Consider the following 23225-nt stretch of genomic DNA (forward strand, 5'->3'; position numbering starts at 1 on the left):
CCTTGAGGCGCGCGGCCGGCCGCGCGCCTCAAGGCCAAGGAATGGTTCGGGCGCTTTCCCAAGCAGGCCTATTGGACCGAGATCGAAAGCTGGTTCGAGCGCCCGGGCGACGTCATCGAATTCACCATGCGACGGCTGCCGGCGGCGGATTGAAAATCCTCAGGGCACCAGTAGCCGTCTCGCTCCAGTTCCCTCTCTGGCCAGTCGGTCCTCCTTGTTCCGAAGCGGGCATTTGTCGATCGACATGCAACCGCAGCCGATGCAGTCGGTCAGGCCGTCGCGCAGCTTCTTCAATTGGGCGATCTTATGATCGAGGCCGTCGCGCCAAGCCGTTGAAAGCAGATTCCAATCCTCGCGCGTCGGGGTGCGGCCCTCGGGCAGGGATTGGAATGCCGCGGCGATTTCGGCGAGCGAGATGCCGACCTCCTGGGCGACGCGGATGATCGCCACCCGTCGCAGCACGTCGCGGCCGTAGCGCCGTTGGTTACCCGCGGTGCGATGGCTGCCGATCAGCCCGCGCGCTTCGTAAAAATGGAGCGCCGAGACCGCGACGCCACTGCGCATCGCCACCTGACCGACCGTCAATTCCTTCACCGGAGCCATCTCGCACTTTCCGCTTGACCTCAAGTTAGGTTGAGCTTGTAGCGAGGAAAGCCTGACAAGGCAAATTGAGGAGAAGGCGATGTGCGCCTCGGTGAGACTGACGCCGCAAGTGGGAGGCGTTCGCGACGACGAGCAGGGCTTGAGCAGCCTATCCGAGCTGGCGGAGCGCTTCGCCCGCGACCATCGCGACGGACAGCGCGACATTGATGCTGCGGGCGCCCGGCCGCATCGGAATGGTCAGTCGCGCATCCGCCGCCTGATGAACCTCTTCCGGCACGCCGGCGGATTCGCGGCCGAACAGAAGGACGTCGCCGGCGGCGAAAGCAAACCGCGTGTAGGCGGTCTCGGCCTTGGTGGTGAGCAGCACAAGGCGGCGCGCGTTCGTTCGGCGCCATTCCTCGAAGGCGTGCCAGTCGGCATGGCGGGCAAGCGCCGCCATTTCGAGATAGTCCATGCCGGCGCGTTTCAGCGCCCGATCGGAGAGCGGGAAACCGGCCGGCTCGATGATGTCGACGCCAAGATCAAGGCAGGCGGCGAAGCGCAGGATCGTCCCGGTATTGCCGGCGATATCCGGTTGGTAGAGCCCGATGCGGAGACGGTCGTTCATTTCCGCATCCTTCTAATAAGTGGCAGAACGGCCACAGGCGGCTCCGGCTTTTGGCGATTTCTAGACTGGCGGGTGGCCATTTTCTGCGAAGTCGAGTATACGCCCATCATCGTCAACCCGAACCGAAGGAGAGGGACCACATGATGACCATGCACTTCCAGCCCTTCTCCGGGCAGCTCCTCTTTGGGGCCCACGTATGCCCAACGGCGGTTTCGGTACGACGATTCTTCTGACACTTTAAGACCTCATCGCACCGATTCCCGCCGAACCCAGTTTTCGGCCTTCGAAGGAATCTTGCGATGTTTCTCAAACTGCCAAAGCGGCGCCCCGCCCCGCCTGAACGTGTCGACACCGACGCTGGCCGTCATGTCGGGACTGACGCTTGCCGTCATGTCCTGACTGCGTCGCGTCCCTCCGGCCGAATGCCGGAGGTCGAGCTCGCATCACCCTTTTTAACGCATTTGCACATGGAGGACGGACCGATGTTCGATCCCTTTAAAATACCGGGTTCAAGAAGCTTGCATGAGCGCAAGGTGGCGACCTGGGCGCTGCTGATCGGCGAGACTTACTCGTCGGCGGTGCACGCCGAGACGCGCCGGCGTCCGCATCGCGGCATGCTGCCGGACGTCGACTTCTCGCGCGCGGTGCCCGATCCCGGTCGACCCTCGCTGGTGCGCCGGATCATCCGCATGGTCCGACCGGGCAAAACCAGGGCCGGCGACAGCTTGTCGTCAGGATCCTCTGGCAAGCCTGTCGGCGAAAAGCCCGCGACACCCTATATTGCGCGAAGCAGGGCCGGCGATACGGACAATTCCGTATCGCCGGCCCGCGGCGCCGTGCGGCCGAACGGCCTTACCAATCAACCCCGCGCCGCGTGAGCGCACAAATCGTCGAGTGCCTCGAATGTTCCGCTGGTTTGAGAAGAGGCTCGATCCGTTTCCCGCCGCGGAGCCGGCCGAGCCGCCGAAGACGCTGGTCGCCTTCTGCGTGCATTACACGCGCGGGGCCTGGCCCTATATCCTCGTCGATGCCGTGCTGGTGGCAGCGATAGCCCTTGCCGAAGCGTGGATGTTCGGTTTCATGGGCCGCATCGTCGACTGGCTGTCGGCGCAGAACCGCGAATCCTTCCTTGAGACGGAAAGCTGGAAACTCGCCGGCATGGCTTTCATCGTGCTGTTCGCGCTGCCCGGCACGGTATGGCTGCATTCGCTGCTCAACCAGCAGACGCTGATGGGCAATTATCCCATGCGCATACGCTGGCAGGTGCATCGCTACCTGCTCAAGCAGTCGATGGCCTTCTATCAGGACGAGTTTGCCGGCCGTATCGCCACCAAGCTGATGCAGACCGCTCTTGCCGTGCGCGAATGCGTCATCAAGCTGATCGATGTCCTAAACTATGTCGTCGTCTACTTCCTCAGCATGCTGTTCATCGTCGGCTCGGCAGACTTGCGACTGGCTGTGCCCTTGGGTGTATGGCTGGTCGGCTATATCGGGCTCTTGCGCTTTTTCATCCCGAAGCTCGGCAAGGTCGGCGAGGAGCAGGCCAATGCGCGCTCGACCATGACCGGCCGCGTCGTCGACAGCTACACCAACATCCAGACGGTGAAGCTGTTTTCGCATGCCCGCCGCGAGGCAACTTTCGCCAGGGAGGGCATGGCGAGCTTCCTCGATACGGTCTACCGCTCGATGCGGCTGGTGACGCAGTTATATGGGATGCTCTACATCCTGAATTCGCTGCTTCTGTTTTCCGTGACGGCGATCTCGCTGTGGCTATGGCTGGGCGAGGCGGTGACGATCGGCGCAGTCGCCGTGGTTATCGGCCTGGTGCTCAGGATGTGGGGCATGTCGCAGTGGATCATGTGGGAGATGTCGAGCCTGTTCGAGAATATCGGCACGGTGCAAGACGGCATCCAGTCGATCTCGCTGCCGCGCCTGGTCGAGGACCGCCCGGGCGCCAGCGACATCGCCGTCAGTCAGGGCGAGATCCGTTTCGAGGAGATCCGCTTCCACTACGGCAAGCAGAAGGGCGTCATCGAGAACCTGTCGCTCACTGTGAAACCCGGCGAGAAGGTCGGCATCGTCGGCCGCTCCGGCGCCGGCAAGTCGACGCTGGTCAACCTGCTGCTGCGTTTTTACGACCTGGAAAGCGGCAGGATCCTCATCGATGGCCAGGAGATCGCCGGGGTAACGCAGGATTCGTTGCGCGCGCAGATCGGCATGGTGACGCAGGACACCTCGCTGCTGCATCGGTCGGTGCGGGAGAATATCCTCTACGGGCGCCCTGACGCCACCGACGAGATGCTGATCGAGGCGGCCCGGCGGGCGGAGGCGCTCGATTTCATCGGCGCGCTTTCGGACCATAACGGCCGCAAGGGATTCGATGCACATGTCGGCGACCGCGGCGTCAAATTGTCCGGCGGTCAGCGGCAGCGCATCGCCATTGCCCGCGTCATGCTGAAGGACGCACCGATCCTCATCCTGGACGAGGCGACGTCGGCGCTCGATTCGGAAGCCGAGGCGGCGATCCAGGAGAACCTCTACAAGTTGATGCAAGGCAAGACCGTGATCGCCATCGCGCATCGGCTGTCGACCATCGCTGCGATGGACAGGCTCGTCGTCATGGACAAGGGGCGCATCATCGAGGAAGGCTCGCACGAAGAGCTTGTCACCAAGGGCGGCCTTTATGCCCAGCTCTGGCAGCGCCAGTCGGGTGGGTTCCTCCTCGATGACGCGCCGGCCGAGTCCGATGCCAAAGGGTCTCACTCCGAGATGGCGGCGGAGTAACGCGATCGCGATTGGCATCAAGGTTACGGCAATTGCGGGGAATCGCTCCCGGGCGTAACCACGACCTGTCAGAGGCCTGCCGGGGACCAAATCGGGTGCCGGCGGGGTTCCGGCATCCACGAGAGAAAAATGTTCGACCGCATCTTCACCTGGTTCGAAAGCCATTATTCGCCGGTGGCGCTGGCCGAAGACAGGCAGCCGCCAATGGGACTTTGGCGGTTCTACTGGTATTTCATAAGGCAGTTTCGCGCCGCCTATTGGCTGCGCATGATCATCGTTGCCGTCGCGGCAATAGTGGACGCGATGCTGCCGATTTTCGTCGGCCTGATCGTGGGCCTGCTCTCCAAGACCAGGCCGGGCGATTTCTTCGCCGCGCATGGGCCGCTGCTCGTCATCATGGCGATCGTCGTGCTGCTGCGTCCGCTGTCCATGGTTATCGACGCGCTCATCCGCAACCACGCCATCGCACCGAACCTCATCGACCTCATCCGCTGGCAAAGCCATTGGCATGTCGTGCGTCAGGACTGGTCGTTCTTCCAGAACGACTTCGCCGGCCGCATCGGAACGAAGGTCATGCAAAGCGGCGACTCGGTGGAGATGAGCGTCAATCTCACCGTCGATGCCGTCTGGTACGCGCTGGTCTTCGTCGCGGTCGCCATCGTTGTGCTGGCGCGGCTCGACCCGCTTCTTCTGGCTGTGGTGGCGGCCTGGCTGGTGTTCTATTGCATGATCTTCTGGTTTGCGATGCCGAGGATCACCCAGCGCTCGTCCCACCTGTCGGAGCGGTGGTCGCAGGTGAGCGGCCGCATGGTCGACAGCTACACGAATATCCTGACGCTCAAGACATTCTCGACCGGCGAGCACGAAGACAAATATGTCTCGCAAGCCGTCGTCGAGCACGCCGACACGTTTTACCAGCTGATGCGCGTTTTCACACTGATGTGGTCGGCCCTGTTCGTCCTCAACGCTATGCTGCTCATCGCCATAAGCTGGCTGGCGCTGGCCGGCTGGAACGCCGGCGCCATGACCACGGCGGCCGTGGCGACGGCGATACCGTTCGCGCTGCAGATCGCCAACATTTCCGGCAGGATCCTCGATGTCGGCGCCAACGTCTTCCGGCAGATCGGCGTCGCCAGCAATTCGATGACGACGATCGCGCGCCCCATCACAATGCAGGACCAGCCGGACGCGCCGGCCCTCGTGGTCAAAGCCGGCGGCATCGAGTTCGAGCAGGTGAACTTCAACTATTGGCGCAAGGACGGCAAAGGCGGCGTCATCGACAATCTGTCGCTGAAGATCGCGCCGGGCGAGCGGGTCGGCCTGATCGGCCGTTCCGGGGCCGGCAAGTCGACACTGGTCAATCTCGTGCTGCGGCTGTTCGACGTGCAGGACGGCAAGGTGCTGATCGACGGACAGGACCTCCGCAACGTCTCGCAGGAAAGCGTTCGCGCGGCGATCGGCTTCGTCAATCAGGATACGTCGCTCCTGCATCGATCCGTTCGCGAGAACCTCAAATATGGACGACAGTCCGCCAGTGATGAGGCGATGTTCAGCGCCGCCAAGGCCGCGCAGATCGACGATGTGATCGCGGGACTGACCGATCCGCATGGACAAAGCGGCTATGAGGCGCTCGTCGGCGAGCGCGGCGTGAAGCTGTCCGGCGGCCAGCGGCAACGCATCGCCATTGCCCGCGTTATGCTGAAGGACGCGCCGATCCTCATTCTCGACGAAGCTACGTCTGCGCTCGATTCGGAGGTGGAGGCCGCCATCCAGGAGAACCTCTACAAGCTCATGCAGGGCAAGACGGTCATCGCCATCGCCCACCGCCTGTCGACCATCGCGGCGATGGATCGGCTCGTCGTCATGGACAAGGGCCGCATCGTCGAGGACGGCTCGCATGAAGCGTTGATCGCCAAGGGCGGGCTCTATGCCCAGCTCTGGCGGCGCCAGTCGGGCGGCTTCCTGCTCGAGGAAAAGCAGGCGGCCGACGATCTGCCGACGAAAGGTGAAGCCGCGGAATGATGAAGGCCGTCTATCGCTGGTTCGAAAGCTGGGTCTACCCGTTCCGCGAGCCGACGAACCTTCGTCCACCTGCCAGCGTCGGCGGCTTCCTCTGGCACTATGTCGGGCAAGCGAAGCTCGCCTTCTTTGCCATGCTGATCATCGGCGGCATCGCGCCGCTGGTCGAGGCCGGGCTGTTCTATTTCGTCGGACGGCTGGTCGATATCCTCGACCAGCTTCCCGGCGAACGCAGCTGGCACGCGCTGTGGGCAGCCGCCGGGCCGGAGCTGCTGTTCATGGGCGCGGTGGTGCTGATCATCCGCACGCTGGTGGTCGGCCTTTCGGCGCTGGTCGACGAGCAGACGATCACGCCGGGCTTCTACAGCCTGGTGCGCTGGCAGGCGCACCGGCATGTCTCTCGCCAGTCCTACGCCTTCTTCCAAAACGACTTCGCCGGGCGTATCGCCACCAAGGTCTGGCAGGCGGGGCAGGCCACTGGCGACCTCATGGAAAGCTTCATCGAAGTCGTCTGGTTCATGATCGTCTACACGGTGACGACGCTGGCGCTGGTCGCCGGCCTCAACCTCAGGCTGGCGGCGCTGGTGGTGATCTGGATCGTCGCCTTCGGCTGGCTGGCCAGGCTCCATCTGCCGGCAATCCGCAAGCATGCCGAGGCGACCGCCGAAGCCGGCTCGATGATCACCGGCCGCTTCGTCGATTCCTATTCCAATGTGCAGACGCTGAAGCTGTTCGCGGCCGACGGCGACGACCGCTACATCCGCAACGGCTTCGACATCTATCTCGATGCGCTGCGGCCCTTCACGCGGCGGCTGACCGGCGTGCGCGTGGCGCTGACGACGCTTTCCGGCATCATGATCACGGCGATCGCCGCCTTTGCAGTCTATCTGTGGGTGGAAGGCTCGATCACCGTCGGCGCCGTCGCCTTCACGCTCTCGCTTGTGCTGAGGCTCAACATGCTGCTGGGACGGCTGATGATGCAGCTCAACAGTATCCTCAGGAATCTCGGCGTGCTGGAAAATTCCAAGGCGCTGATCTCGCAGTCGCTCGGCCTGACCGACGCCCCGGATGCCAAGGAGCTGGTGGTTGCGGGTGGCCGCATCGACCTCAAGAACGTCACCTTCCACTACGGGAAAGGGGCAGGGGTCCTCGAGGGCATCGACCTCGTCGTGCGTCCAGGCGAGAAGGTCGGGCTTGTCGGTCCGTCCGGCGCCGGCAAGACGACGCTGGCCAATCTCATCCTGCGCCTCTACGACCTCGAGGGCGGCAGGATCCTGATCGACGGCCAGGATATCGCCCGTGTGACGCAGAATTCGCTGCGCGCCAATATCGGCGTGGTCAGCCAGGACACGGCGCTGTTCCACCGCTCGCTGCGCGACAACATCAAGCTCGGCATGCCGGACGCTACCGACGCTGAGGTGATCGCCGCGGCGCGCAAAGCCGAGGCGCATGACTTCATCATGGGGCTGCGCGACAATCGCGAGCGCCTTGGCTACGAAGCCTATGTCGGCGAGCGCGGCGTCAAGCTCTCCGGCGGCCAGCGCCAGCGCGTGGCGATCGCCCGCCTCTTCCTCAAGGATGCGCCGATCCTCATCCTAGACGAGGCGACCTCGGCACTCGATTCCGACATCGAGGCGGCGATCCAGGAAAACCTGGCAAGGCTGATGGAGAACAAGACCGTCATAGCCATCGCCCACCGGCTTTCCACCATCGCAGCGCTCGACCGGCTGGTCGTGCTCGACGGCGGCCGCATCGTCGAAGAAGGCACGCATGATGAGCTGGTGGCGCTGGACGGCCTTTATGCGCGGCTTTGGAAACGGCAGTCCGGCGGCTTCCTCTTCAATGAGGAAAGCGCGCTGGAAGAGACGCGCCCGGCGGAGTAGAAACGCAGCCATGTCGATCAGAATGCCCAGCAATTTCGGACGGTCAGGAGCGCAGGAAAGCGCTCTCGATCTGCTCGGCCACGAAATACTCGCTGAAAAGGCGGCCGCCCTCGGTCGCGCCGGCCAGCGCGTCGACGAGGCCTTGGCGAAGCTGCGCGAAAATGGGGAAGGCGGGGATCGCAACCGGCTGCTGAAAGAAGCGGCAGAAGCCGTCCACGCCTATTTCATCCAGCGCGAACTCTGCGGGCTGCGCAAGCATGACGCCGTGATCCGCGAATACGACATCCCGCGGGCGGTGCTGGCCAGGCTCGGCGCCAGCTAAGCGCTGACTTCCTTCCGAAAGCGCGCCAGGCGCAAGGCGAGCGCTCCGGGATTCTCATCGGCGACGAAGTGCCCGCTATCGGGGATGATGTCGCCCTCGATATTGGAGAGGCCGGCGGCCTTCAAGCCATTGAGGTAATCGGTGATCTCGCCGGTCTCGGCAGCGCCCCTGAGGCAGAGCACCGGCGTATCGATCGGGCTTGCCGGCGGAACGGCATTGGCCTTGGCGTCCTCGGAAAAGGCGCGGTACCAGTCGAAGCCCGCCTTGAGGCTTTCCGGCCGCGAATAGGCCTTGGCGTAGATGTCTCTTGCTTCGGCCGGGATGGCGGATTTCTCCTTCGAAAGGGTGTCGAAGAAGAAGTCGAAATAGGCGCGCTCGTGACCCCCAACCAGCAGTTCCGGGAGAGCAGGAACCGCGTGAAAGGCGAAATGCCAGAGGTTTGGATTGCGGATGACCTTGTCCCACGGCGCCACGCCCGGAACGACAACATCCATGATCGCAGCGGCGGAGAGGATTTCCGGATGGTTGCGCAAAAGCGCGAAGACGATCTGGCCGCCGACATCATGGCCGGCCACTATGACCTGTCGCAGGCCGCAGGCGTCAATCAAGGCCGCTATCACCCTGGCCAGATGGGCTTTCTCACCGGTTTTGCGCGTGCCTCGCGAGCCGCCTATACCCGGCAGGTCCGGCGCGATCACGCGCTGATCGGTGGCGAGCCGACCGATCACGTTCTCGAAGGCATGGGAACTTTGAGGCCAGCCGTGGAGCAGCACGAGGCCGGGCGCATCCCGTGGTCCGGCTTCGCGGATCGCAATGGTCAGTCCTTCAACCTCGATGCTGGAAGTTTCCATCCGCCCGGCCTTCACCTGTCCGATCGCTCCGACTGACAGAACTAGGCGGGAATCGGTCCGCGGACAGGGCCTGTCTCTCGAATAAGCCGCATCACTCCAGCCATTCGGTGATGAAGCTGCCGTTCTCGTGGATGTCGGTGGTCTCGAGCGGACCGGGGCCGAGATTGGTGAATTTGTGCGGCGTGTCGGCCGGCACGATCAGAATTTGGCCTGCGGTGGCCGTTATCTGCCGATCGCCGACCGTGAACAGGCCGGTGCCGGAACGGATGACGAAGATCTCCGCGTAAGGATGCTTATGCAGACGCGGGCCGCCGCCGATCTCGGGCTGATAATTGAAGATCAGGCAGGAGTTGGAGCCAAATGCGCCGCATTGCAGCTCGCCTTGCCAACGGTCGGGCGTGCTCGCCCATTTGTCGCGGTCGATGACATGCGCCATGGCTCGACAATAGACCGGGCCGGCGGTTGCTGTCGAGGCAAGCGGAGTTCCGATTTACCGCTGAAGTTAGCGCTATTTAGCGCTGTTCGGCGGCCCGATCATCAAGCCGTTGCGCGTGCCGCGGCATGTGCCCGCGACAATGTGCCCTTGTGCCTCCACGCGTCTGGACAAAAACGGGCTTCACGCATAAACCGAACCTCCAAATGCCGGAGGAATTCGCTAGCCTGTTCGCCATGCGCTGTCGGGCCGGCGCGATTGAGCGGGGACAAGGCTCGGCCGCCGGCACGGAAAGAGGCGAAAGGATCAGGCACCCGTGAGCGCAACCGACATCCACGATCCCAACCGTCGCGATTTTCTCTACATCGCCACCGGCATGGCCGGCGTGGTCGGCGCCGGGGCCGTCGCCTGGCCGTTCATCGACCAGATGCAGCCGGATGCCTCGACGCTGGCGCTGGCTTCTGTCGAGGTCGATGTCTCCTCGCTGCAGCCCGGCAGCTCGCTGGTCGTCAAGTGGCGCGGCAAGCCGGTCGTGGTGCGCAACCGCACCGACAAGGAAATGAAGGACGGCGCGGCGGTTAGCCTCAACGATCTCAAGGATCCGATCGCCCGCAATGCCAACTTGCCGGCCGATGCGCCGGCGACCGACGCCAACCGCACCACGCCCGGCAAGGAAGCCTGGATGGTCATGGTGCAGGTCTGCACCCATCTCGGCTGCATCCCGCTCGGCCAGGAAGGCGATTTCGGCGGCTGGTTCTGCCCGTGCCACGGCTCGGTGTACGATACCGCCGGCCGCATCCGCAAAGGCCCGGCGCCGGAGAACATGGCGATCCCGGTGTTTAAATTCATTTCCGATACCAAGATCCTTATCGGTTGAGGCAGGGGGATATTTCGATGAGCGAGGGACACTCCACCTACACACCGAAGACGGGTCTCGGACGCTGGTTCGACGCCCGTATGCCGCTTCCCCGGCTTGTCTATGACAGCTTCATTGCCTATCCGGTGCCGCGCAACCTCAACTACATGTGGACGTTCGGCGGCATCCTGTCGATCATGCTGGTATCGCAGATCCTCACCGGCATCGTGCTGGCCATGCACTACACGTCCGACACCACACTCGCCTTCGATTCGGTCGAGAAGATCATGCGCGACGTGAATTCGGGATGGCTGTTGCGCTATCTCCATTCCAACGGCGCCTCGTTCTTCTTCGTGGCCGTCTACATCCACATCTTCCGCGGGCTGTTCTACGGCTCCTACAAGGCGCCGCGCGAGCTGCTCTGGATCCTCGGCTGCATCATCTACCTCCTGATGATGGCGACCGGCTTCATGGGCTATGTGCTGCCATGGGGACAGATGAGCTTCTGGGGCGCCACCGTCATCACCGGCTTCTTCAGCGCCATCCCGCTGGTCGGCAACTGGATCCAGGAACTGCTGCTCGGCGGCTTCGCCGTCGACAATCCGACGCTGAACCGCTTCTTCGCCCTGCATTACCTGTTGCCGTTCATGATCGCCGGCGTCGTCGTGCTGCACGTCTGGGCGCTGCATGTCGTCGGCCAGTCGAACCCGACCGGCATCGAGGTCAAGTCGAAGACCGATACCGTCGCCTTCACGCCCTATGCGACCATCAAGGACGCGTTCGGCATGATCGTGTTCCTGTTCTTCTTCGCCTATTTCGTCTTCTACCTGCCGAACTACCTCGGCCATCCGGACAACTACACGGTCGCCAATCCGCTGAAGACGCCGGCCCACATCGTTCCGGAATGGTACTTCCTGCCGTTCTACGCGATCCTGCGCGCCATCACCTTCAACATCGGGCCGATCAACTCCAAGCTCGGCGGCGTGCTGTGCATGTTCGGCGCCATCGCCATGCTGTTCCTGGTGCCGTGGCTCGACACCTCCAAGGTGCGCTCGGCGGTCTACCGGCCCTGGTACAAACTGTTCTTCTGGCTGTTCGTGGCCGACGCCATCCTGCTCGGGTGGCTGGGCTCGCAGCCGGCGGAAGGCTCATACGTGTTCATGGCGCAGATGGCGACGCTGTTCTACTTCGCCTTCTTCCTGGTCGTGATGCCGGTGCTCGGCCTGATCGAGACGCCGCGGCGGCTGCCGAACTCGATCACCGAGGCAGTGCTGGAAAAGAAAAACAAGGGAGCCGGCGGGCATCCGGCAGGCGCGGTCAGCGCGCCGGAAACCAAGGGCTGAGAATCTGAGGGGATTTGGCATGAAGAAGATTCTCACCTCGCTGGCGCTGCTTGGCCTGGTGGTCGCGGGCACGGCTGCCATCGCAGCCGAAGAGGAACACAACGCGGCTGCCCCGACGCATTTCCCGATCAATGAACCGAAGGAAATGAGCTGGAGCTTCGCCGGGCCGTTCGGCACGTACGACAAGGCCCAGCTGCAGCGCGGCCTGAAGGTCTACAAGGAAGTCTGCTCGGCCTGCCACTCGATGAACCTGGTGGCGTTCCGCACGCTGGAAGGCCTCGGCTACTCGGAAGCGCAGATCAAGACGCTTGCCGCCGAGTACACCATCCATGACGGCCCGAACGATGCCGGCGACATGTTCGACCGCCCGGGCAAGCCGTCGGATCACTTCCCGTCGCCGTTCCCGAACGAACAGGCCGCCGCGTCCGCCAATGGCGGAGCCGCTCCGCCCGACATGTCGCTGCTCGCCAAGGCGCGCGGTGTCGAGCGCGGCTTTCCGCGTTTCATCTTCGACATTTTCACCCAGTATGCTCAGGGCGGCCCGGACTACATCCACTCGCTGCTCACCGGCTACGACCAGGCGCCGCCGGCCGGCATGGTCATCCCCGAAGGCACGCACTACAATCCATACTTCCTGTCCGGCGTGTCGCTGAAGATGCCGAAACCGCTTTCGGACGGCCAGGTGACCTATGACGACGGCTCGCCGCAGACGGTCGACCAGTATTCGCGCGACGTGTCGGCGTTCCTGATGTGGGCCGCCGAGCCGCATCTCGAAGAGCGCAAGAAGACCGGCTTCCGCGTCCTGGTGTTCCTGCTGCTGTTCGGCGCGCTGGTCTACCTGACCAAGCGCAAGGTGTGGGCCGAAGTGGCGCACTGAGCCGCGATCGGTCCGACACTTTCGAGGGGCGCCGCAAAGGCGCCCTTTTCAATTTCGGGACCGCTTTGATCCGGCCGTGTCACATGGCTGTCATTGCGCATCGCGATCCTGCGTTGGCTCACCTCAAAGGATCGTCCTCATGAAAAGATTTGCGCCGCTTGCAGCCGTGGTGCTGCTTCTTGTCGCCTCCTCGGCAGTCCGCGCCGAGGACGCCCAGCCCTTCGTCACCAACAAGGACATCGACCTGACGATGATCCTGCCGCCGCCGCCGGCCAATGATTCGGCCGAGACCAAGGCAGAACTCGGCGAGGTGCTGACCCTGCAAGTGACGCGCACGCCCGAAATGGAAAAGCGCGCTATCGCCGATGCCGAAGAGGATGTCTGGCGCTTCGCCGATGTCATGGGACCGAAATTCAGCAAGGAGACGCTGCCGAAGTTCAGCGCCTTCTTCGACCGCGTGGTGGCGACCGAAGGCGCGGTCGTCGATCCGGCCAAGGACGTCTGGAAGCGGCCGCGTCCGCATCAGCTCAGTGATCTGGTCAAACCCGCGGTGAAGCTGTCGAATTCCGGTTCCTGGCCGTCGGGCCATGCGACGGTCGGCACCATGATGGGCATCATCCTGTCCGACATGGTGCCGGAGAAGCGGGCCGAGATCATAGCCCGCGCGGCCGAATATGCCCATAACCGCGTGGTCGGCGGCATCCATTATCCGTCGGATGTCGAGATGGGCAAGATTTCCGGCAGCGCGATCGCCGCGGTCCTGCTCAGCCGGCCCGATTTCAAGATCGAGTTCAAGGTGGCGCGATCCGAGCTGCGGTCCGACCTCGGCATGTGAGCCGTCCGTCGCCAACGTTTCTGCAAGGGCGCCAGCGGGGCGCCTTTTTCGCTTGCGGCGCCGACACGGGAGCAAGGCAGGCGATGCCGATCCTTTGCCGGATGCGCTTGTCTCCCGGGCTCCATCGCGGTAGCCGTTGTTGGTTGCGTTGCGCCGGGCGCGTCGACGCCGTTATACCCGACAGCCGGACACGCGGAGCTCGTCTCATGAAACCCTCGCTCGAAGACACGCTGCTTGCGGCCATCCGCACCATTCCGGATTACCCCAAACCCGGCATCCTGTTTCGCGATATCACCACGCTGCTCGGCGACGCTCGCGCCTTTCGCCGGGCAATCGACGAGCTTGTGCATCCTTACGCCGGGCTGAAGATCGACAAGATCGCCGGCATCGAGGCACGCGGCTTCATCCTGGGCGGCGCAGTGGCGCATCAGCTTTCGGCGGGTTTCGTCCCGATCCGCAAGAAGGGCAAGCTGCCTTACGAGACCGTGCGCGTCGCCTACAGCCTCGAATACGGTCTGGGCGAGATGGAGATGCACAAGGACGGCGTCTCGCAAGGCGAGAAGGTGATCCTGGTCGACGATCTGATCGCCACCGGCGGCACGGCGGAGGCGGCCGTCAAGCTGCTCAGGCAGATCGGCGCCGACATCGTTGCCGCCTGCTTCGTCATCGACCTGCCGGATCTCGGCGGGCGCCAGAAACTGGAAGCTCTCGGCGTGCCGGTAAGGACGCTGATCGGCTTCGAGGGGCATTGATCAGTGTTGAATGGTGAATAGTGAGTCGTGAATAGGGAATGGTTCACTAGTCACCATTCACTATTCACCATTCGCTACTCCACCTTCACCAGCACCGCGCTGTCGAACTCGATAACCTTATCGCCGCTGGAGTCGAAACCTTCGGAACGCAGCGTGAGCAGGCTCCAGCCGGGGCGGCCGGCAAGGGGTCGATGGGCAAGCGCTGTGCGGGTGAAGGTCACGGTTTCGCCGGCATAGACCGGCTTCAGCCATTTGAGGTTGCGAAACCCGGGCGAGGGGCCGAATTCGGGCTGCGGGCCGGGACCGGTCCAACGCACGCCCTCGGTCTCCATGCGCTTTTCGAGGTTGTATTTCATCCAGGTGGCGGCGGTGTGCCAGCCGGAGGCGCAGAGACCGCCAAGCATGCTCTCCTTCGCCGCCTCCTCGTCGACATGGAAGATTTGCGGATCGTATTTCCTGGCGAACGCCTTGATCTCGTCGGCCTCGAATTTGTGCGCGCCGAGGGTGACGGTTTGGCCGATGAGGAAATACTCGTCCAGGGTCACGCGACGGCCCCGCGGGTCAGAAACATGCCGGTGTTCTCAAGCTCGAAGACGCATTCGCCGCGCTGGTTGAACAGTTCGCTGCGCATGCTGACGAGGCCGATCTGCGGCCGCGACTTGGACTGGCGCTTGGAAAGCACGGTGACCTTGCCGGTGAGACGGTCACCGGCCAGAACCGGCTTCTTCCATTTGACGTGCTCGATGCCGGGTGAGCCTTGCGAGGTCGAATCGAGCAGGAAGGCATCGCACAGCATGCGCATGAACATCGCGCAAGTGTGCCAGCCCGAAGCCGAAAGGCCGCCCAGGATGCTGGCCTTGCCGGCCACCTCGTCGAGATGCATCGGCTGGGCATCAAATTCGCTGGCAAACTCGATGATCTCGGCGGCGCTCACATTCTTGCTGCCGAGGTCGAGCGAGGCGCCCTCGACGAAATCCTCATAGGCCCAGGTCTTTCCGGTCATGTCGGCAATCCGGTTGACGAACGCGTGATCCCGAAGGTCGGGCATCCCGGATGGAGGCCCGAGCCAATTTGGTCAAGTCCTTTCTGGTGAGCCAGCCAGGCACTCAGGTGTTGAACTTGAACAGCATGATGTCGCCGTCCTGGACGACATACTCCTTGCCTTCGTCGCGCGCCTTGCCGGCTTCCTTGGCCGCCACTTCGCCGCCGAGCGTGACGAAGTCGTTGTAGGAGATCGTCTGGGCGCGGATGAAACCACGTTCGAAGTCGGTGTGAATGACGCCGGCAGCTTGCGGTGCCTTATCGCCCTTGTGGATCGTCCACGCGCGCGTCTCCTTCGGCCCGACGGTGAAATAGGTGATCAGATGCAAGAGTTCGTAGCCGGCCCGGATCACCTTGTTGAGGCCCGGCTCGTCAAGGCCGAGCGAGGCGAGGAACTCCATTTCCTCCTCGTCGGAAAGCTGGGCAACTTCCGCCTCGATCGCCGCCGAGATCACCACCGTGCCGGCGCCCTGCGCGGCGGCCATCTTCTCCACCGCCTTTGTATGCTCGTTTCCCGTGGCAGCGTCCGCCTCAGCGACGTTGCAGACATAGAGCACGGGATGCGATGTGAGCAGGTTCAGGCCCTGCAGGATGCGCAGATCCTCCGCCGCGATGCCATTGAGCAGGACGCGGGTCGGGCGACCTGCCTGCAGCAGTTCGAGCGCCGCCTCCATCATCGGCAGAACGGTCATTGCTTCCTTGTCCTTGCCGGCGGCGCGCTTGCGGACCTGCACGATGCGGCGCTCCAGGCTTTCGAGATCGGCGAGCATCAGCTCGGTCTCGACGGTCTCGGCGTCGGCGACCGGATCGATGCGGCCCTCGACATGGGTGATGTCGTCATCCTCGAAGCAGCGCAGCACATGCACGATGGCGTCGACCTCGCGGATGTTGGCGAGGAACTGGTTGCCCAGACCTTCGCCCTTGGAGGCGCCGCGCACCAGTCCGGCAATGTCGACGAAGGAGATGCGGGTCGGGATGATCTCCTTCGACTTGCCGATCGCGGCGATCTTCTGCAGCCGCGGGTCCGGAACCGCCACCTCGCCGGTGTTCGGCTCGATGGTGCAGAAAGGATAGTTGGCGGCCTGCGCGGCAGCCGTCCTGGTCAACGCGTTGAACAGCGTCGACTTGCCGACGTTGGGCAAGCCAACGATGCCACATTTGAAACCCATGTTCGTCCGGTCCTATCGGGAATTCGAGATTTGCTGAGGGCTATGGGCGAAAGCGCGGACGATCGTCAAGCCCTTGGCATGATCGTTTCAACGCTCAGTCTTTTCCGAACAGCTTCTTCAGCATCGCGGCCATCGGCCCGCTCTCGGGAACCTTCGCCGGCGGCTGCTGCGGGCGGGCCTGGCGGATATGGCTCTGCTGTTTTGGCGCCTTGGGCGGAGGCCGATCGTCATCGCCGGTCGGCACGAGCTTCTCGCGCAGCGCCAGGGTGATGCGGTTCATGAAGGAGTTGTCGTCGCCCTTGGCCAGCAGTGCGGCGTCGTCGGCGATCGCGTCGAGCAACACGTCGAGCCATTCACGGTCGGCCTTGGCGAAATCGCCGAGCACATGGCCGTGCACCATCTCTTTGACGCCGGGATGGCCGACGCCGATGCGCACCCGGCGATAGGCATTGCCGACATGCTGGTCGAGCGAGCGGATGCCGTTGTGGCCGCCGGAACCGCCGCCGGCCTTGACCCTGAGCTTGCCGGCGGCAAGGTCGATCTCGTCGTAGAAGACGGTGAGGGCGGCGGCATCGAGTTTGTAGAAGCGCAACGCCTCGCCGACCGACTGGCCGGATAAATTCATGAAGGTCTGCGGCTTGATTAAAAGGATCTTCTCGCCGCCCAGGGCGCCCTCGGCGATCAGGCCCTGGAACTTCTTCGACCAGGGCGAAAAGGAATGGCGGCGGGCTATCGCGTCCGCCGCCATGAAGCCGACATTGTGCCGGTTGTTCTGATATTTCGCGCCCGGATTGCCGAGGCCTGCAAAGACAAGCATCGTCGTCTCCTGGCGCCGAGAGAATTACTTCTCTTCGGCCTCAGCGGCCTCAGCTTCCGGCGCGGCCGCTTCGGCAGTCTCCTCCGTCTCCTGCTTCATTGCCGCGGAGCCGGCGATGGTCGCGATGGTGAAGTCGCGATCGGAGATCACCGGCTTGACGCCGGCCGGCAGGGCAACCGCCGAAATGTGAATCGAGTCGCCGATTTCGGTGCCGGCGAGATCGACGGTGATGAATTCCGGGATCGCGTTGGCAGGGCAGTGGAACTCGACTTCGTGACGAACGATGTTGAGCACGCCGCCGCGCTTGATGCCGGGCGACTTGTCCTCATTGATGAAGTGGACGGGCACGTCGACATTGACCTCGGTGTCCTTGCCGATGCGCAGGAAATCGACATGGACCGGGAAGTCCTTGACCGGATCGAGCTGAAAATCCTTCGGCAGGACCTGGATCTTCTTGCCGTCGACATCGATCGTAGCGATCGTGGTCAGAAACCCGCCGCCGTGGATCTTGTAGAAGATGTCCTTGTAGTTGAGGGCGATCGCCAGGGGGGGCTGCTTGTCGCCGTAAATAACTGCAGGCACTTTGCCGTTGCGGCGAACTGCACGGGCGGACCCCTTACCGACCTGTTCGCGCGCTTCGGCCTTGAGCTCGTAAGCCTCGTGGCTCATGGCATTTCCTTTCGCGTGTTATGGAGCGTTCGCGGCGGGCAAGCCCATCCGTAAACGTCGAAAGCCGTCGCGGCCTTGCATGGTCGATCCAACGCTTTTGGCTGTCCAAACGCTTCGGGGATCATGCAGGCCTGGCCGGCCTTCCTCCGCGTTGCCTCCAAGGGTGTCTACGCGGGTGGCGGCTCTATAGCGGAAGGCGGGCAGGGGCGCAAGCCGTTGGACCGCAAGGTGTCGTAAGCACATGAGTTGTCCGGATTAGGTAGCACGAGTTGTCCGGTTTTATCGGCAGTCGGATGGAGGCTGCGCGATGATATCCGGTCGGGGAGGCATAGCCGACGCGTTGCTCCGCTGCAAAGTCGGATCTGGCGAGTTGCGCCGGGTCCCGCCCGCATGCGTCATGTAGCATCGGGCCGGTTTCAAACGTCCTTGGCAGGCAACCGAAGGACCGGAGATCGATATGAAACTACTGTTCAACCGCAATCCCAATCCTCGCCTCGCGGTCGCGTCGGCGCGCTATCTGAAGGCCGATGTCGCCTTCGAATTCGCCTCGCCCATGGCGCCGGGGCAAGCCGAGCGCTACCGCGCGCTGAACCCAAATTTGACCTTGCCCATCCTGGTCGGCCCGGGATGGAGACTGTGGGAAGCCGATGCGATCGCCTGCCGGCTCTCGCGCGACATGCATTCGGATTTCTGGCGCACCGGCGACGACGAACCGGAGATGATCCGCTGGCTGAGCTGGGGCAAGGAGAATTTCGTCAGGGCCTGCGACATGGTGCATTTCGAGCGCGGCACGAAACAGCGCTGGGGACTGGGGCCGATCGACAAGGCATTGGTCGAGGAGGGGCTGAGGCAGTTCCACATGACAGCCGCCATCCTTGAAGCCGAGCTTTGCGGGCGCCAATGGCTGGTCGGCAATTCGGTTTGCTATGCCGACTTTCGTATGGCGACCTTTCTCGCGTTCAATGATGCCGCCCAGTTGCCGCTCGACGACTATCCGTCGCTCAGCCGCTGGTATCGGCGGATCGAGCATATCGATGCCTGGCGCGACTCGTTCCAGGGGCTGGATGCGCCGCCACTGCCGCCGGTCAGCAGCGAGGCCGTGCCAGGTTAAGCAAGGATTTTGAACGTTCCGTCTTGAAAGGACCATCGTCGAGGATGCCTGCCAAGCTGCGGCGGAAATGGCTCGCCCCTGCGATGGGACGCGGGCCGTGGCCTGCACTAAGCAGACTTTGTCCAGCGTTTGGAGGTCAGGGAGCATCGGCCGATTGGTCGCCGCTCAGCGCATCGCGCAACGCCCGGACTTTTCGCGTGAGAGCATCGACCTCGGCCGAGGTCATGCCTGAGCGCTCGACCAGCGTTTCGCCCAGACAGCTGCATTGCGTGAGCAACGCCCGGCCGGCCGCGGTGAGATCGACCTGCACCTGCCGCTCATCCTCATGGCTGCGCTGGCGGGTCACCAGACCCGCCTGCTCCATGCGCTTGACCAGCGGCGTGACGGTGCTCGATTCCAGCGCCAGCCGGCGCGCTATGGTGCCGACCGACATGCCATCGGCCTCTCCAAGCGCATTGAGCACGAGATACTGGGGATACGTGATCCCCATCTCGTCGAGCATGGGCTTGTAGGTACGGTTGATCGCCATGCTCGTGGCGTAGAGCGCGAAACAGAGCTGATTGTCCAGGGGCAGAGGCATCGCGCCATGATCCTTTTGTTGACGTCGTGAGGCTCTTTAGCACAAAAAATCATATCGCGATACATATTATCGTGGACAAGAAGTCATCGTTGCACTAGACATATCATTATCGCGATATCATTTATCGCGACATCTAAAACGGAGATTGAGATGACTGAAGCTTCACATGGGAAGGCCGGCTCAGGCAGCGGCACGATCACCACCAACGACGGCACGCAGATCTACTACAAGGATTGGGGCACCGGTCAGCCGGTCGTCTTCCACCATGGCTGGCCACTGAGCAGCGACGACTGGGATGCCCAGATGCTGTTCTTCCTCTCCAAGGGCTATCGGGTCATCGCCCATGACCGCCGCGGCCATGGCCGCTCCAGCCAGACTGACACCGGCAATGAGATGGACACCTACGCCGCCGATGTGACGGCGCTGGTTGCGCATCTCGACCTCAAGAACGCCATCCATGTCGGGCATTCGACCGGCGGTGGCGAAGTGGCGCGCTATGTCGCGCAGTACGGTTCCGGAGGCCGTGTCGCCAAGGCTGTGCTGATCGGCGCGGTGCCGCCGATCATGCTCAAGACCGCTGCCAATCCCGGCGGCTTGCCTATCGAAGTGTTCGACGGCTTTCGCTCGGCGCTGACGACGAACCGCGCCCAGTTCTTCCGCGACGTTCCGGCCGGCCCTTTCTACGGCTTCAACCGTCCAGGTGCGACGGTGTCGGAAGGTGTGGTCGACAATTGGTGGCGGCAGGGCATGATGGGCGGCGCCAAGGCGCATTACGACTGCATCAAGGCGTTCTCGGAAACCGACTTCACCGAGGACCTGAAGAAGATCCACGTACCGGTGCTGGTCATGCATGGCGACGACGACCAGATCGTGCCGATCGCGGATTCGGCGCTGCTCGCGATCAAGCTGCTCAAGAAGGGCGAGCTCAAAGTCTACAAGGGCCTTCCGCACGGCATGGCGACGACCCATGCGGACGTCATCAATGCCGACCTCCTGGCTTTCTTCCAGGCCTGAGTCCCAGCGCCAGAAAAGCACCCGCCATCGCGCGGGTGCTTTGCTCTCTGGAGCTCGTCCGGAGTGGCCGGCTCAGGCTTTCCTGGCCTCCTTCATGTTCGGCAGGAACACGGTCAGCAGGCCGAGGAAGGGCAGGTACGAGCAGACGTGGTAGACGAAGTCGATGCCTTTCATGTCGGCGATGACGCCGAGCACGGCCGCAGCGATGCCGCCCATGCCGAAGGCGAAGCCGAAGAAGATGCCGGCGATCATGCCGACGCGGCCGGGAACCAGTTCCTGCGCGAAGACGACGATGTTGGAGAAGGCCGACGACAGGATCAGGCCGATCACAACGGTAAGCACCATCGTCCATTCCAAATTGGCGTAAGGCAGCGCCAGCGTGAAGGGCAGAACGCCGACGATCGAGAACCAGATCATCGCCTTCTGTCCGTAGCGGTCGCCGAACGGGCCGCCGAGCAGGATGCCAAGCGCCGAGGCGCCGAGGAACAGGAAGAGCATGACCTGCGACATCTGCACCGAAACGCCGAACTTATGGATGGCGTAGAAGGTGTAGTAGCTGGACAGCGAGGCGATATAGGCGTTCTTGCTCAACACCAGCAGCGTCAGCACCGCCAATGCCCCCATGACCTTTTTGCGTGGGAAGGGCGAGACGTGAGCCGCCGGCTTGCGGCTGGCCATCGAGGCGCGCAGCCGGCTGTACCAGCCGCCAACCTGCCACAGCACGACGATGCCGATCAGCGAGCCGACGGCGAACCAGGAAATGCTGGTCTGGCCGAAAGGCACGACGATGAAGGCGGCGAGCAGCGGGCCCATCGCCTGGCCGAAATTGCCGCCGACCTGGAACAGCGATTGCGCGAGACCGAAGCGGCCGCCCGAGGCGAAGCGGGCGATGCGCGAGGATTCCGGATGGAAGATCGCCGAGCCGATACCGATCAGCGAGGCGCCGATCAGGAGCAGCCAGTAATGGCCGGCATGCGCAAGCACCACCAGCCCGACCAGTGATGAGGCCATGCCCCAAGGCAAGGAATAGGGCATCGGTCGCTTGTCGGTGATCATGCCGATCACAGGCTGCAGCAGCGAGGCCGTTACCTGGAAAGTGAACGTAAGAAGGCCGATCTGCCAGAAATCGAGACCGTAATTCTCTTTGAGCAGCGGATAGATCGCCGAAAGCAGCGACTGCATGATGTCGTTGACGCAGTGGCAGAAGCTCACCGCAAGAATGACGGTGAAGGCCGTCGCTTGCGCCGAGGCGTGGCTTGCCGGCGCTGGGGTGGCGACGGCGGTGGCGGTCGTATCGGTCAAGGCAATGCTCCGGGTCTTTTTGGCGGCGAACCGCAGCCAGCCAGCTTTATTGGCCGCTTGTCTTATAATCGGCTTGAATGGCGACTTCTTTCGTGGTTTGGTCCAATAGTTTCGCAAGTGGGCCACATCGAATGCCGCATGGCCGGGAAATCTTCAGGGGCGATGCCGCCGAGCTCGGCCGGCTGCATGAAAGCCGCTGGCAGTGGCTGGAGCAGGCGGTCGGGCCGGCGGTCGCGCTGCCGACCGAATATCCCGACGGCTACCACGTGCCGCGGCACCGCCACAGCCGCAGCCAGTTGCTGCATGGGCTTGTCGGCGTCGTGCTGGTGACGACCAGGCACGGCCGCTGGATGGTGCCGCCCGACCATGCGATGTGGATACCGGCCGGCATCGAGCATTCGGTCGAGATGCTGGGCGACGTCTCGATGCGCTCGGTTTATGTGGTGCCGGATGCAATTCCCGGCCTGCCGGAGGGCTTACGTGTCGTCGGCATTACCGAGCTGATGCACAGTCTGATCGTGGAATCGGAGAAGCTGCCTCAGGGCGGCGAGCTCGAAGGACGCGCCGGGCTGATCATGGGGCTCTTGCTGCATGAGATACCGAACCTGCCGGAGCGGCCGCTCGGCCTGCCTCTTCCGTCGGATCCGAAGCTCGCGGCGCTCTGCCGGCGCTTTGTCGCGGCGCCCTCGCCACATGCGACGATCGACGATTGGGCGGATGCCGCTGGCATGAGCCGGCGCTCCTTCACACGCGCCTTCCACCGCCAGACCGGGCTGTCGCTTTCCACTTGGCGCCAGCAGGCCTGCCTGTTCGCGGCGCTGCCGAGGCTCGCCGACGGCGAACCCATCACCAGGGTGGCGCTCGATCTTGGCTATGACAGCGTGCCGGCGTTCATCACCATGTTCAAGCGCATGCTCGGCAGCTCGCCGCGCGGCTATATGCGCGGCGCGCGCGAGTCAGGCGAGGGGCCAAAGCGATCAAGCGGCCCGGTTCAAGCCAGCAGCGCCGCGGCTTAGTCGAACAGGCTTGAGACCGATTCTTCTGTCGCCGTGCGCGAGATCGCCTCGCCCATCAGGTCGGCGATCGAGATGACGCGGATGTTGGGTGCGTCGAGCACGGCCTGGCTCGGCTGGATGGAATCGGTGATCACCAGTTCCTGCAGTTTCGAGCCACTGATGCGGGCAACCGCGCCGCCCGAGAGCACGCCATGGGTGATGTAGGCAGTGACGCTGGTCGCGCCGTTGGCGAGCAAGGCATCGGCCGCGTTGCAGAGCGTGCCGCCGGAATCGACGATGTCGTCAATCAAGAGGCAATCCTTGCCGGCGACGGCGCCGATGATGTTCATCACCTCGGATTC

The 23225-nt window shown here is 63.3% G+C and carries 25 protein-coding genes; 13 read left to right on the forward strand and 12 right to left on the reverse strand.

All coding sequences use genetic code 11. From position 1 onward, the window contains the following. Window positions 1-159: 159 nt before the first annotated feature. Together soxR and EOA79_RS15025 are read right to left on the reverse strand one after the other, a co-directional pair. Window positions 160-603, reverse strand: a complete 444-nt coding sequence (gene soxR, locus EOA79_RS15020; protein WP_095823277.1) for a redox-sensitive transcriptional activator SoxR — start codon at window positions 601-603, stop codon at window positions 160-162. A 148-nt stretch (window positions 604-751) separates the two neighbouring features. Beyond that, on the reverse strand, window positions 752-1210 hold the full coding sequence (locus EOA79_RS15025; RefSeq protein WP_095823276.1) for a tRNA (cytidine(34)-2'-O)-methyltransferase: 459 nt from the start codon (window positions 1208-1210) through the stop codon (window positions 752-754). A 482-nt stretch (window positions 1211-1692) separates the two neighbouring features. On the opposite strand from EOA79_RS15025, the gene EOA79_RS15030 reads away from it, so the two are divergent. The 5 genes from EOA79_RS15030 to EOA79_RS15050 all read left to right on the forward strand — a co-directional run bounded on the left by EOA79_RS15030 (window position 1693) and on the right by EOA79_RS15050 (window position 8218). After that, window positions 1693-2088, forward strand: a complete 396-nt coding sequence (locus EOA79_RS15030; protein ID WP_095781273.1) for a hypothetical protein — start codon at window positions 1693-1695, stop codon at window positions 2086-2088. A gap of 25 nt (window positions 2089-2113) precedes the next feature. Continuing rightward, the gene (locus EOA79_RS15035) at window positions 2114-3994 is read left to right on the forward strand and encodes an ABC transporter ATP-binding protein (RefSeq protein ID WP_095823275.1); all 1881 of its coding nucleotides are present in this window, start codon (window positions 2114-2116) and stop codon (window positions 3992-3994) included. A gap of 129 nt (window positions 3995-4123) precedes the next feature. Further along, on the forward strand, window positions 4124-6016 hold the full coding sequence (locus tag EOA79_RS15040; RefSeq protein ID WP_095823274.1) for an ABC transporter ATP-binding protein: 1893 nt from the start codon (window positions 4124-4126) through the stop codon (window positions 6014-6016). Next, window positions 6013-7896, forward strand: coding sequence for an ABC transporter ATP-binding protein (locus EOA79_RS15045; protein ID WP_095823273.1), 1884 nt, complete (start codon window positions 6013-6015; stop codon window positions 7894-7896). The genes EOA79_RS15040 and EOA79_RS15045 overlap by 4 nt, the downstream gene beginning before the upstream one ends. Before the next feature lie 10 nt (window positions 7897-7906). Further along, entirely contained in the window at window positions 7907-8218 is a 312-nt protein-coding gene (locus EOA79_RS15050) for a DUF6665 family protein (protein WP_095823272.1), read from the forward strand. Here EOA79_RS15050 and EOA79_RS15055 read toward each other — a convergent pair. Both EOA79_RS15055 and EOA79_RS15060 read right to left on the reverse strand, forming a co-directional pair. After that, a complete protein-coding gene (locus tag EOA79_RS15055) occupies window positions 8215-9069 on the reverse strand; it encodes an alpha/beta hydrolase (RefSeq protein ID WP_127335407.1) in 855 nt (284 codons plus the stop codon). The genes EOA79_RS15050 and EOA79_RS15055 overlap by 4 nt on opposite strands. A gap of 91 nt (window positions 9070-9160) precedes the next feature. Next, window positions 9161-9505 carry a cupin domain-containing protein gene (locus tag EOA79_RS15060; protein ID WP_066994340.1) on the reverse strand — a complete coding sequence of 115 codons (345 nt, stop codon included), beginning with the start codon at window positions 9503-9505 and terminating at the stop codon, window positions 9161-9163. A gap of 313 nt (window positions 9506-9818) precedes the next feature. Here EOA79_RS15060 and petA point away from each other — a divergent pair, with 313 nt between their 5' ends. From petA to EOA79_RS15085, 5 genes are all read left to right on the forward strand, one after another. Then, entirely contained in the window at window positions 9819-10379 is a 561-nt protein-coding gene (gene petA, locus EOA79_RS15065) for a ubiquinol-cytochrome c reductase iron-sulfur subunit (RefSeq protein WP_066994342.1), read from the forward strand. Between the two features lie 17 nt (window positions 10380-10396). Next, complete coding sequence (locus EOA79_RS15070) at window positions 10397-11701, forward strand: cytochrome b N-terminal domain-containing protein (protein WP_066994345.1); 1305 nt, start codon at window positions 10397-10399, stop codon at window positions 11699-11701. 19 nt (window positions 11702-11720) lie between these two features. After that, the gene (locus EOA79_RS15075; RefSeq protein WP_095823271.1) at window positions 11721-12578 is read left to right on the forward strand and encodes a cytochrome c1; all 858 of its coding nucleotides are present in this window, start codon (window positions 11721-11723) and stop codon (window positions 12576-12578) included. 139 nt (window positions 12579-12717) lie between these two features. Next, the gene (locus tag EOA79_RS15080; protein ID WP_095823270.1) at window positions 12718-13413 is read left to right on the forward strand and encodes a phosphatase PAP2 family protein; all 696 of its coding nucleotides are present in this window, start codon (window positions 12718-12720) and stop codon (window positions 13411-13413) included. Window positions 13414-13619: 206 nt separating this feature from the next. Then, the gene (locus EOA79_RS15085; RefSeq protein ID WP_095823269.1) at window positions 13620-14165 is read left to right on the forward strand and encodes an adenine phosphoribosyltransferase; all 546 of its coding nucleotides are present in this window, start codon (window positions 13620-13622) and stop codon (window positions 14163-14165) included. 74 nt (window positions 14166-14239) lie between these two features. On the opposite strand, the gene EOA79_RS15090 is transcribed toward EOA79_RS15085, so the two are convergent. The 5 genes from EOA79_RS15090 to EOA79_RS15110 form a co-directional block, all read right to left on the reverse strand. Further along, window positions 14240-14710: a MaoC family dehydratase gene (locus EOA79_RS15090; RefSeq protein WP_067326553.1), complete on the reverse strand. Its 471-nt coding sequence runs from the start codon at window positions 14708-14710 to the stop codon at window positions 14240-14242. Further along, window positions 14707-15168 carry a MaoC family dehydratase gene (locus tag EOA79_RS15095; protein ID WP_095823563.1) on the reverse strand — a complete coding sequence of 154 codons (462 nt, stop codon included), beginning with the start codon at window positions 15166-15168 and terminating at the stop codon, window positions 14707-14709. Before EOA79_RS15095 ends, EOA79_RS15090 begins: the two co-directional genes overlap by 4 nt. A 103-nt stretch (window positions 15169-15271) precedes the next feature. Next, entirely contained in the window at window positions 15272-16375 is a 1104-nt protein-coding gene (ychF, locus tag EOA79_RS15100) for a redox-regulated ATPase YchF (protein WP_095801669.1), read from the reverse strand. 94 nt (window positions 16376-16469) lie between these two features. Beyond that, window positions 16470-17192, reverse strand: a complete 723-nt coding sequence (pth, locus tag EOA79_RS15105) for an aminoacyl-tRNA hydrolase (RefSeq protein ID WP_095823268.1) — start codon at window positions 17190-17192, stop codon at window positions 16470-16472. Window positions 17193-17216: 24 nt separating this feature from the next. Continuing rightward, window positions 17217-17861: a 50S ribosomal protein L25/general stress protein Ctc gene (locus tag EOA79_RS15110; RefSeq protein WP_127335408.1), complete on the reverse strand. Its 645-nt coding sequence runs from the start codon at window positions 17859-17861 to the stop codon at window positions 17217-17219. A 457-nt stretch (window positions 17862-18318) separates the two neighbouring features. On the opposite strand from EOA79_RS15110, the gene EOA79_RS15115 reads away from it, so the two are divergent. Beyond that, the gene (locus tag EOA79_RS15115) at window positions 18319-18972 is read left to right on the forward strand and encodes a glutathione S-transferase family protein (RefSeq protein WP_095823267.1); all 654 of its coding nucleotides are present in this window, start codon (window positions 18319-18321) and stop codon (window positions 18970-18972) included. A gap of 136 nt (window positions 18973-19108) precedes the next feature. Here the strand turns inward: EOA79_RS15115 and EOA79_RS15120 are convergent, their stop codons facing one another. Further along, window positions 19109-19552 (reverse strand): MarR family transcriptional regulator, encoded by a 444-nt coding sequence (locus EOA79_RS15120; protein ID WP_095823266.1) that lies wholly within the window; start codon window positions 19550-19552, stop codon window positions 19109-19111. A gap of 150 nt (window positions 19553-19702) precedes the next feature. On the opposite strand from EOA79_RS15120, the gene EOA79_RS15125 reads away from it, so the two are divergent. Beyond that, window positions 19703-20566: an alpha/beta hydrolase gene (locus tag EOA79_RS15125; RefSeq protein ID WP_095823265.1), complete on the forward strand. Its 864-nt coding sequence runs from the start codon at window positions 19703-19705 to the stop codon at window positions 20564-20566. 72 nt (window positions 20567-20638) lie between these two features. Here EOA79_RS15125 and EOA79_RS15130 read toward each other — a convergent pair whose 3' ends face one another. After that, window positions 20639-21868, reverse strand: coding sequence for an MFS transporter (locus tag EOA79_RS15130; protein WP_067327132.1), 1230 nt, complete (start codon window positions 21866-21868; stop codon window positions 20639-20641). 131 nt (window positions 21869-21999) lie between these two features. Here EOA79_RS15130 and EOA79_RS15135 point away from each other — a divergent pair, with 131 nt between their 5' ends. Further along, the gene (locus tag EOA79_RS15135; protein WP_127335248.1) at window positions 22000-22884 is read left to right on the forward strand and encodes a helix-turn-helix transcriptional regulator; all 885 of its coding nucleotides are present in this window, start codon (window positions 22000-22002) and stop codon (window positions 22882-22884) included. On the opposite strand, the gene EOA79_RS15140 is transcribed toward EOA79_RS15135, so the two are convergent. Next, window positions 22881-23225 (reverse strand): phosphoribosyltransferase family protein (locus EOA79_RS15140; RefSeq protein WP_281060287.1); only part of this gene is annotated, 345 nt, incomplete at its 5' end. The genes EOA79_RS15135 and EOA79_RS15140 overlap by 4 nt on opposite strands.

Origin of the sequence: Mesorhizobium sp. M1A.F.Ca.IN.020.03.2.1 (assembly GCF_004023205.1) — a bacterium.
Taxonomy (GTDB): Bacteria; Pseudomonadota; Alphaproteobacteria; order Rhizobiales; family Rhizobiaceae; genus Mesorhizobium.

Excerpts from the sequence above, each read along its gene's own strand:
- EOA79_RS15110 (WP_127335408.1), bottom strand. The coding sequence starts at position 17,861 with ATGAGCCACGAGGCTTACGAGCTCAAGGCCGAAGCGCGCGAACAGGTC.
- EOA79_RS15095 (WP_095823563.1), bottom strand. The coding sequence starts at position 15,168 with ATGACCGGAAAGACCTGGGCCTATGAGGATTTCGTCGAGGGCGCCTCG.
- EOA79_RS15125 (WP_095823265.1), top strand. The coding sequence starts at position 19,703 with ATGACTGAAGCTTCACATGGGAAGGCCGGCTCAGGCAGCGGCACGATC.
- EOA79_RS15135 (WP_127335248.1), top strand. The coding sequence starts at position 22,000 with ATGCCGCATGGCCGGGAAATCTTCAGGGGCGATGCCGCCGAGCTCGGC.
- pth (WP_095823268.1), bottom strand. The coding sequence starts at position 17,192 with ATGCTTGTCTTTGCAGGCCTCGGCAATCCGGGCGCGAAATATCAGAAC.
- EOA79_RS15080 (WP_095823270.1), top strand. The coding sequence starts at position 12,718 with ATGAAAAGATTTGCGCCGCTTGCAGCCGTGGTGCTGCTTCTTGTCGCC.
- ychF (WP_095801669.1), bottom strand. The coding sequence starts at position 16,375 with ATGGGTTTCAAATGTGGCATCGTTGGCTTGCCCAACGTCGGCAAGTCG.
- EOA79_RS15035 (WP_095823275.1), top strand. The coding sequence starts at position 2,114 with ATGTTCCGCTGGTTTGAGAAGAGGCTCGATCCGTTTCCCGCCGCGGAG.
- soxR (WP_095823277.1), bottom strand. The coding sequence starts at position 603 with ATGGCTCCGGTGAAGGAATTGACGGTCGGTCAGGTGGCGATGCGCAGT.
- EOA79_RS15045 (WP_095823273.1), top strand. The coding sequence starts at position 6,013 with ATGATGAAGGCCGTCTATCGCTGGTTCGAAAGCTGGGTCTACCCGTTC.
- EOA79_RS15070 (WP_066994345.1), top strand. The coding sequence starts at position 10,397 with ATGAGCGAGGGACACTCCACCTACACACCGAAGACGGGTCTCGGACGC.
- EOA79_RS15060 (WP_066994340.1), bottom strand. The coding sequence starts at position 9,505 with ATGGCGCATGTCATCGACCGCGACAAATGGGCGAGCACGCCCGACCGT.
- EOA79_RS15050 (WP_095823272.1), top strand. The coding sequence starts at position 7,907 with ATGTCGATCAGAATGCCCAGCAATTTCGGACGGTCAGGAGCGCAGGAA.
- EOA79_RS15120 (WP_095823266.1), bottom strand. The coding sequence starts at position 19,552 with ATGCCTCTGCCCCTGGACAATCAGCTCTGTTTCGCGCTCTACGCCACG.
- EOA79_RS15075 (WP_095823271.1), top strand. The coding sequence starts at position 11,721 with ATGAAGAAGATTCTCACCTCGCTGGCGCTGCTTGGCCTGGTGGTCGCG.
- EOA79_RS15055 (WP_127335407.1), bottom strand. The coding sequence starts at position 9,069 with ATGGAAACTTCCAGCATCGAGGTTGAAGGACTGACCATTGCGATCCGC.
- EOA79_RS15085 (WP_095823269.1), top strand. The coding sequence starts at position 13,620 with ATGAAACCCTCGCTCGAAGACACGCTGCTTGCGGCCATCCGCACCATT.
- EOA79_RS15030 (WP_095781273.1), top strand. The coding sequence starts at position 1,693 with ATGTTCGATCCCTTTAAAATACCGGGTTCAAGAAGCTTGCATGAGCGC.
- EOA79_RS15115 (WP_095823267.1), top strand. The coding sequence starts at position 18,319 with ATGAAACTACTGTTCAACCGCAATCCCAATCCTCGCCTCGCGGTCGCG.
- EOA79_RS15025 (WP_095823276.1), bottom strand. The coding sequence starts at position 1,210 with ATGAACGACCGTCTCCGCATCGGGCTCTACCAACCGGATATCGCCGGC.
- EOA79_RS15040 (WP_095823274.1), top strand. The coding sequence starts at position 4,124 with ATGTTCGACCGCATCTTCACCTGGTTCGAAAGCCATTATTCGCCGGTG.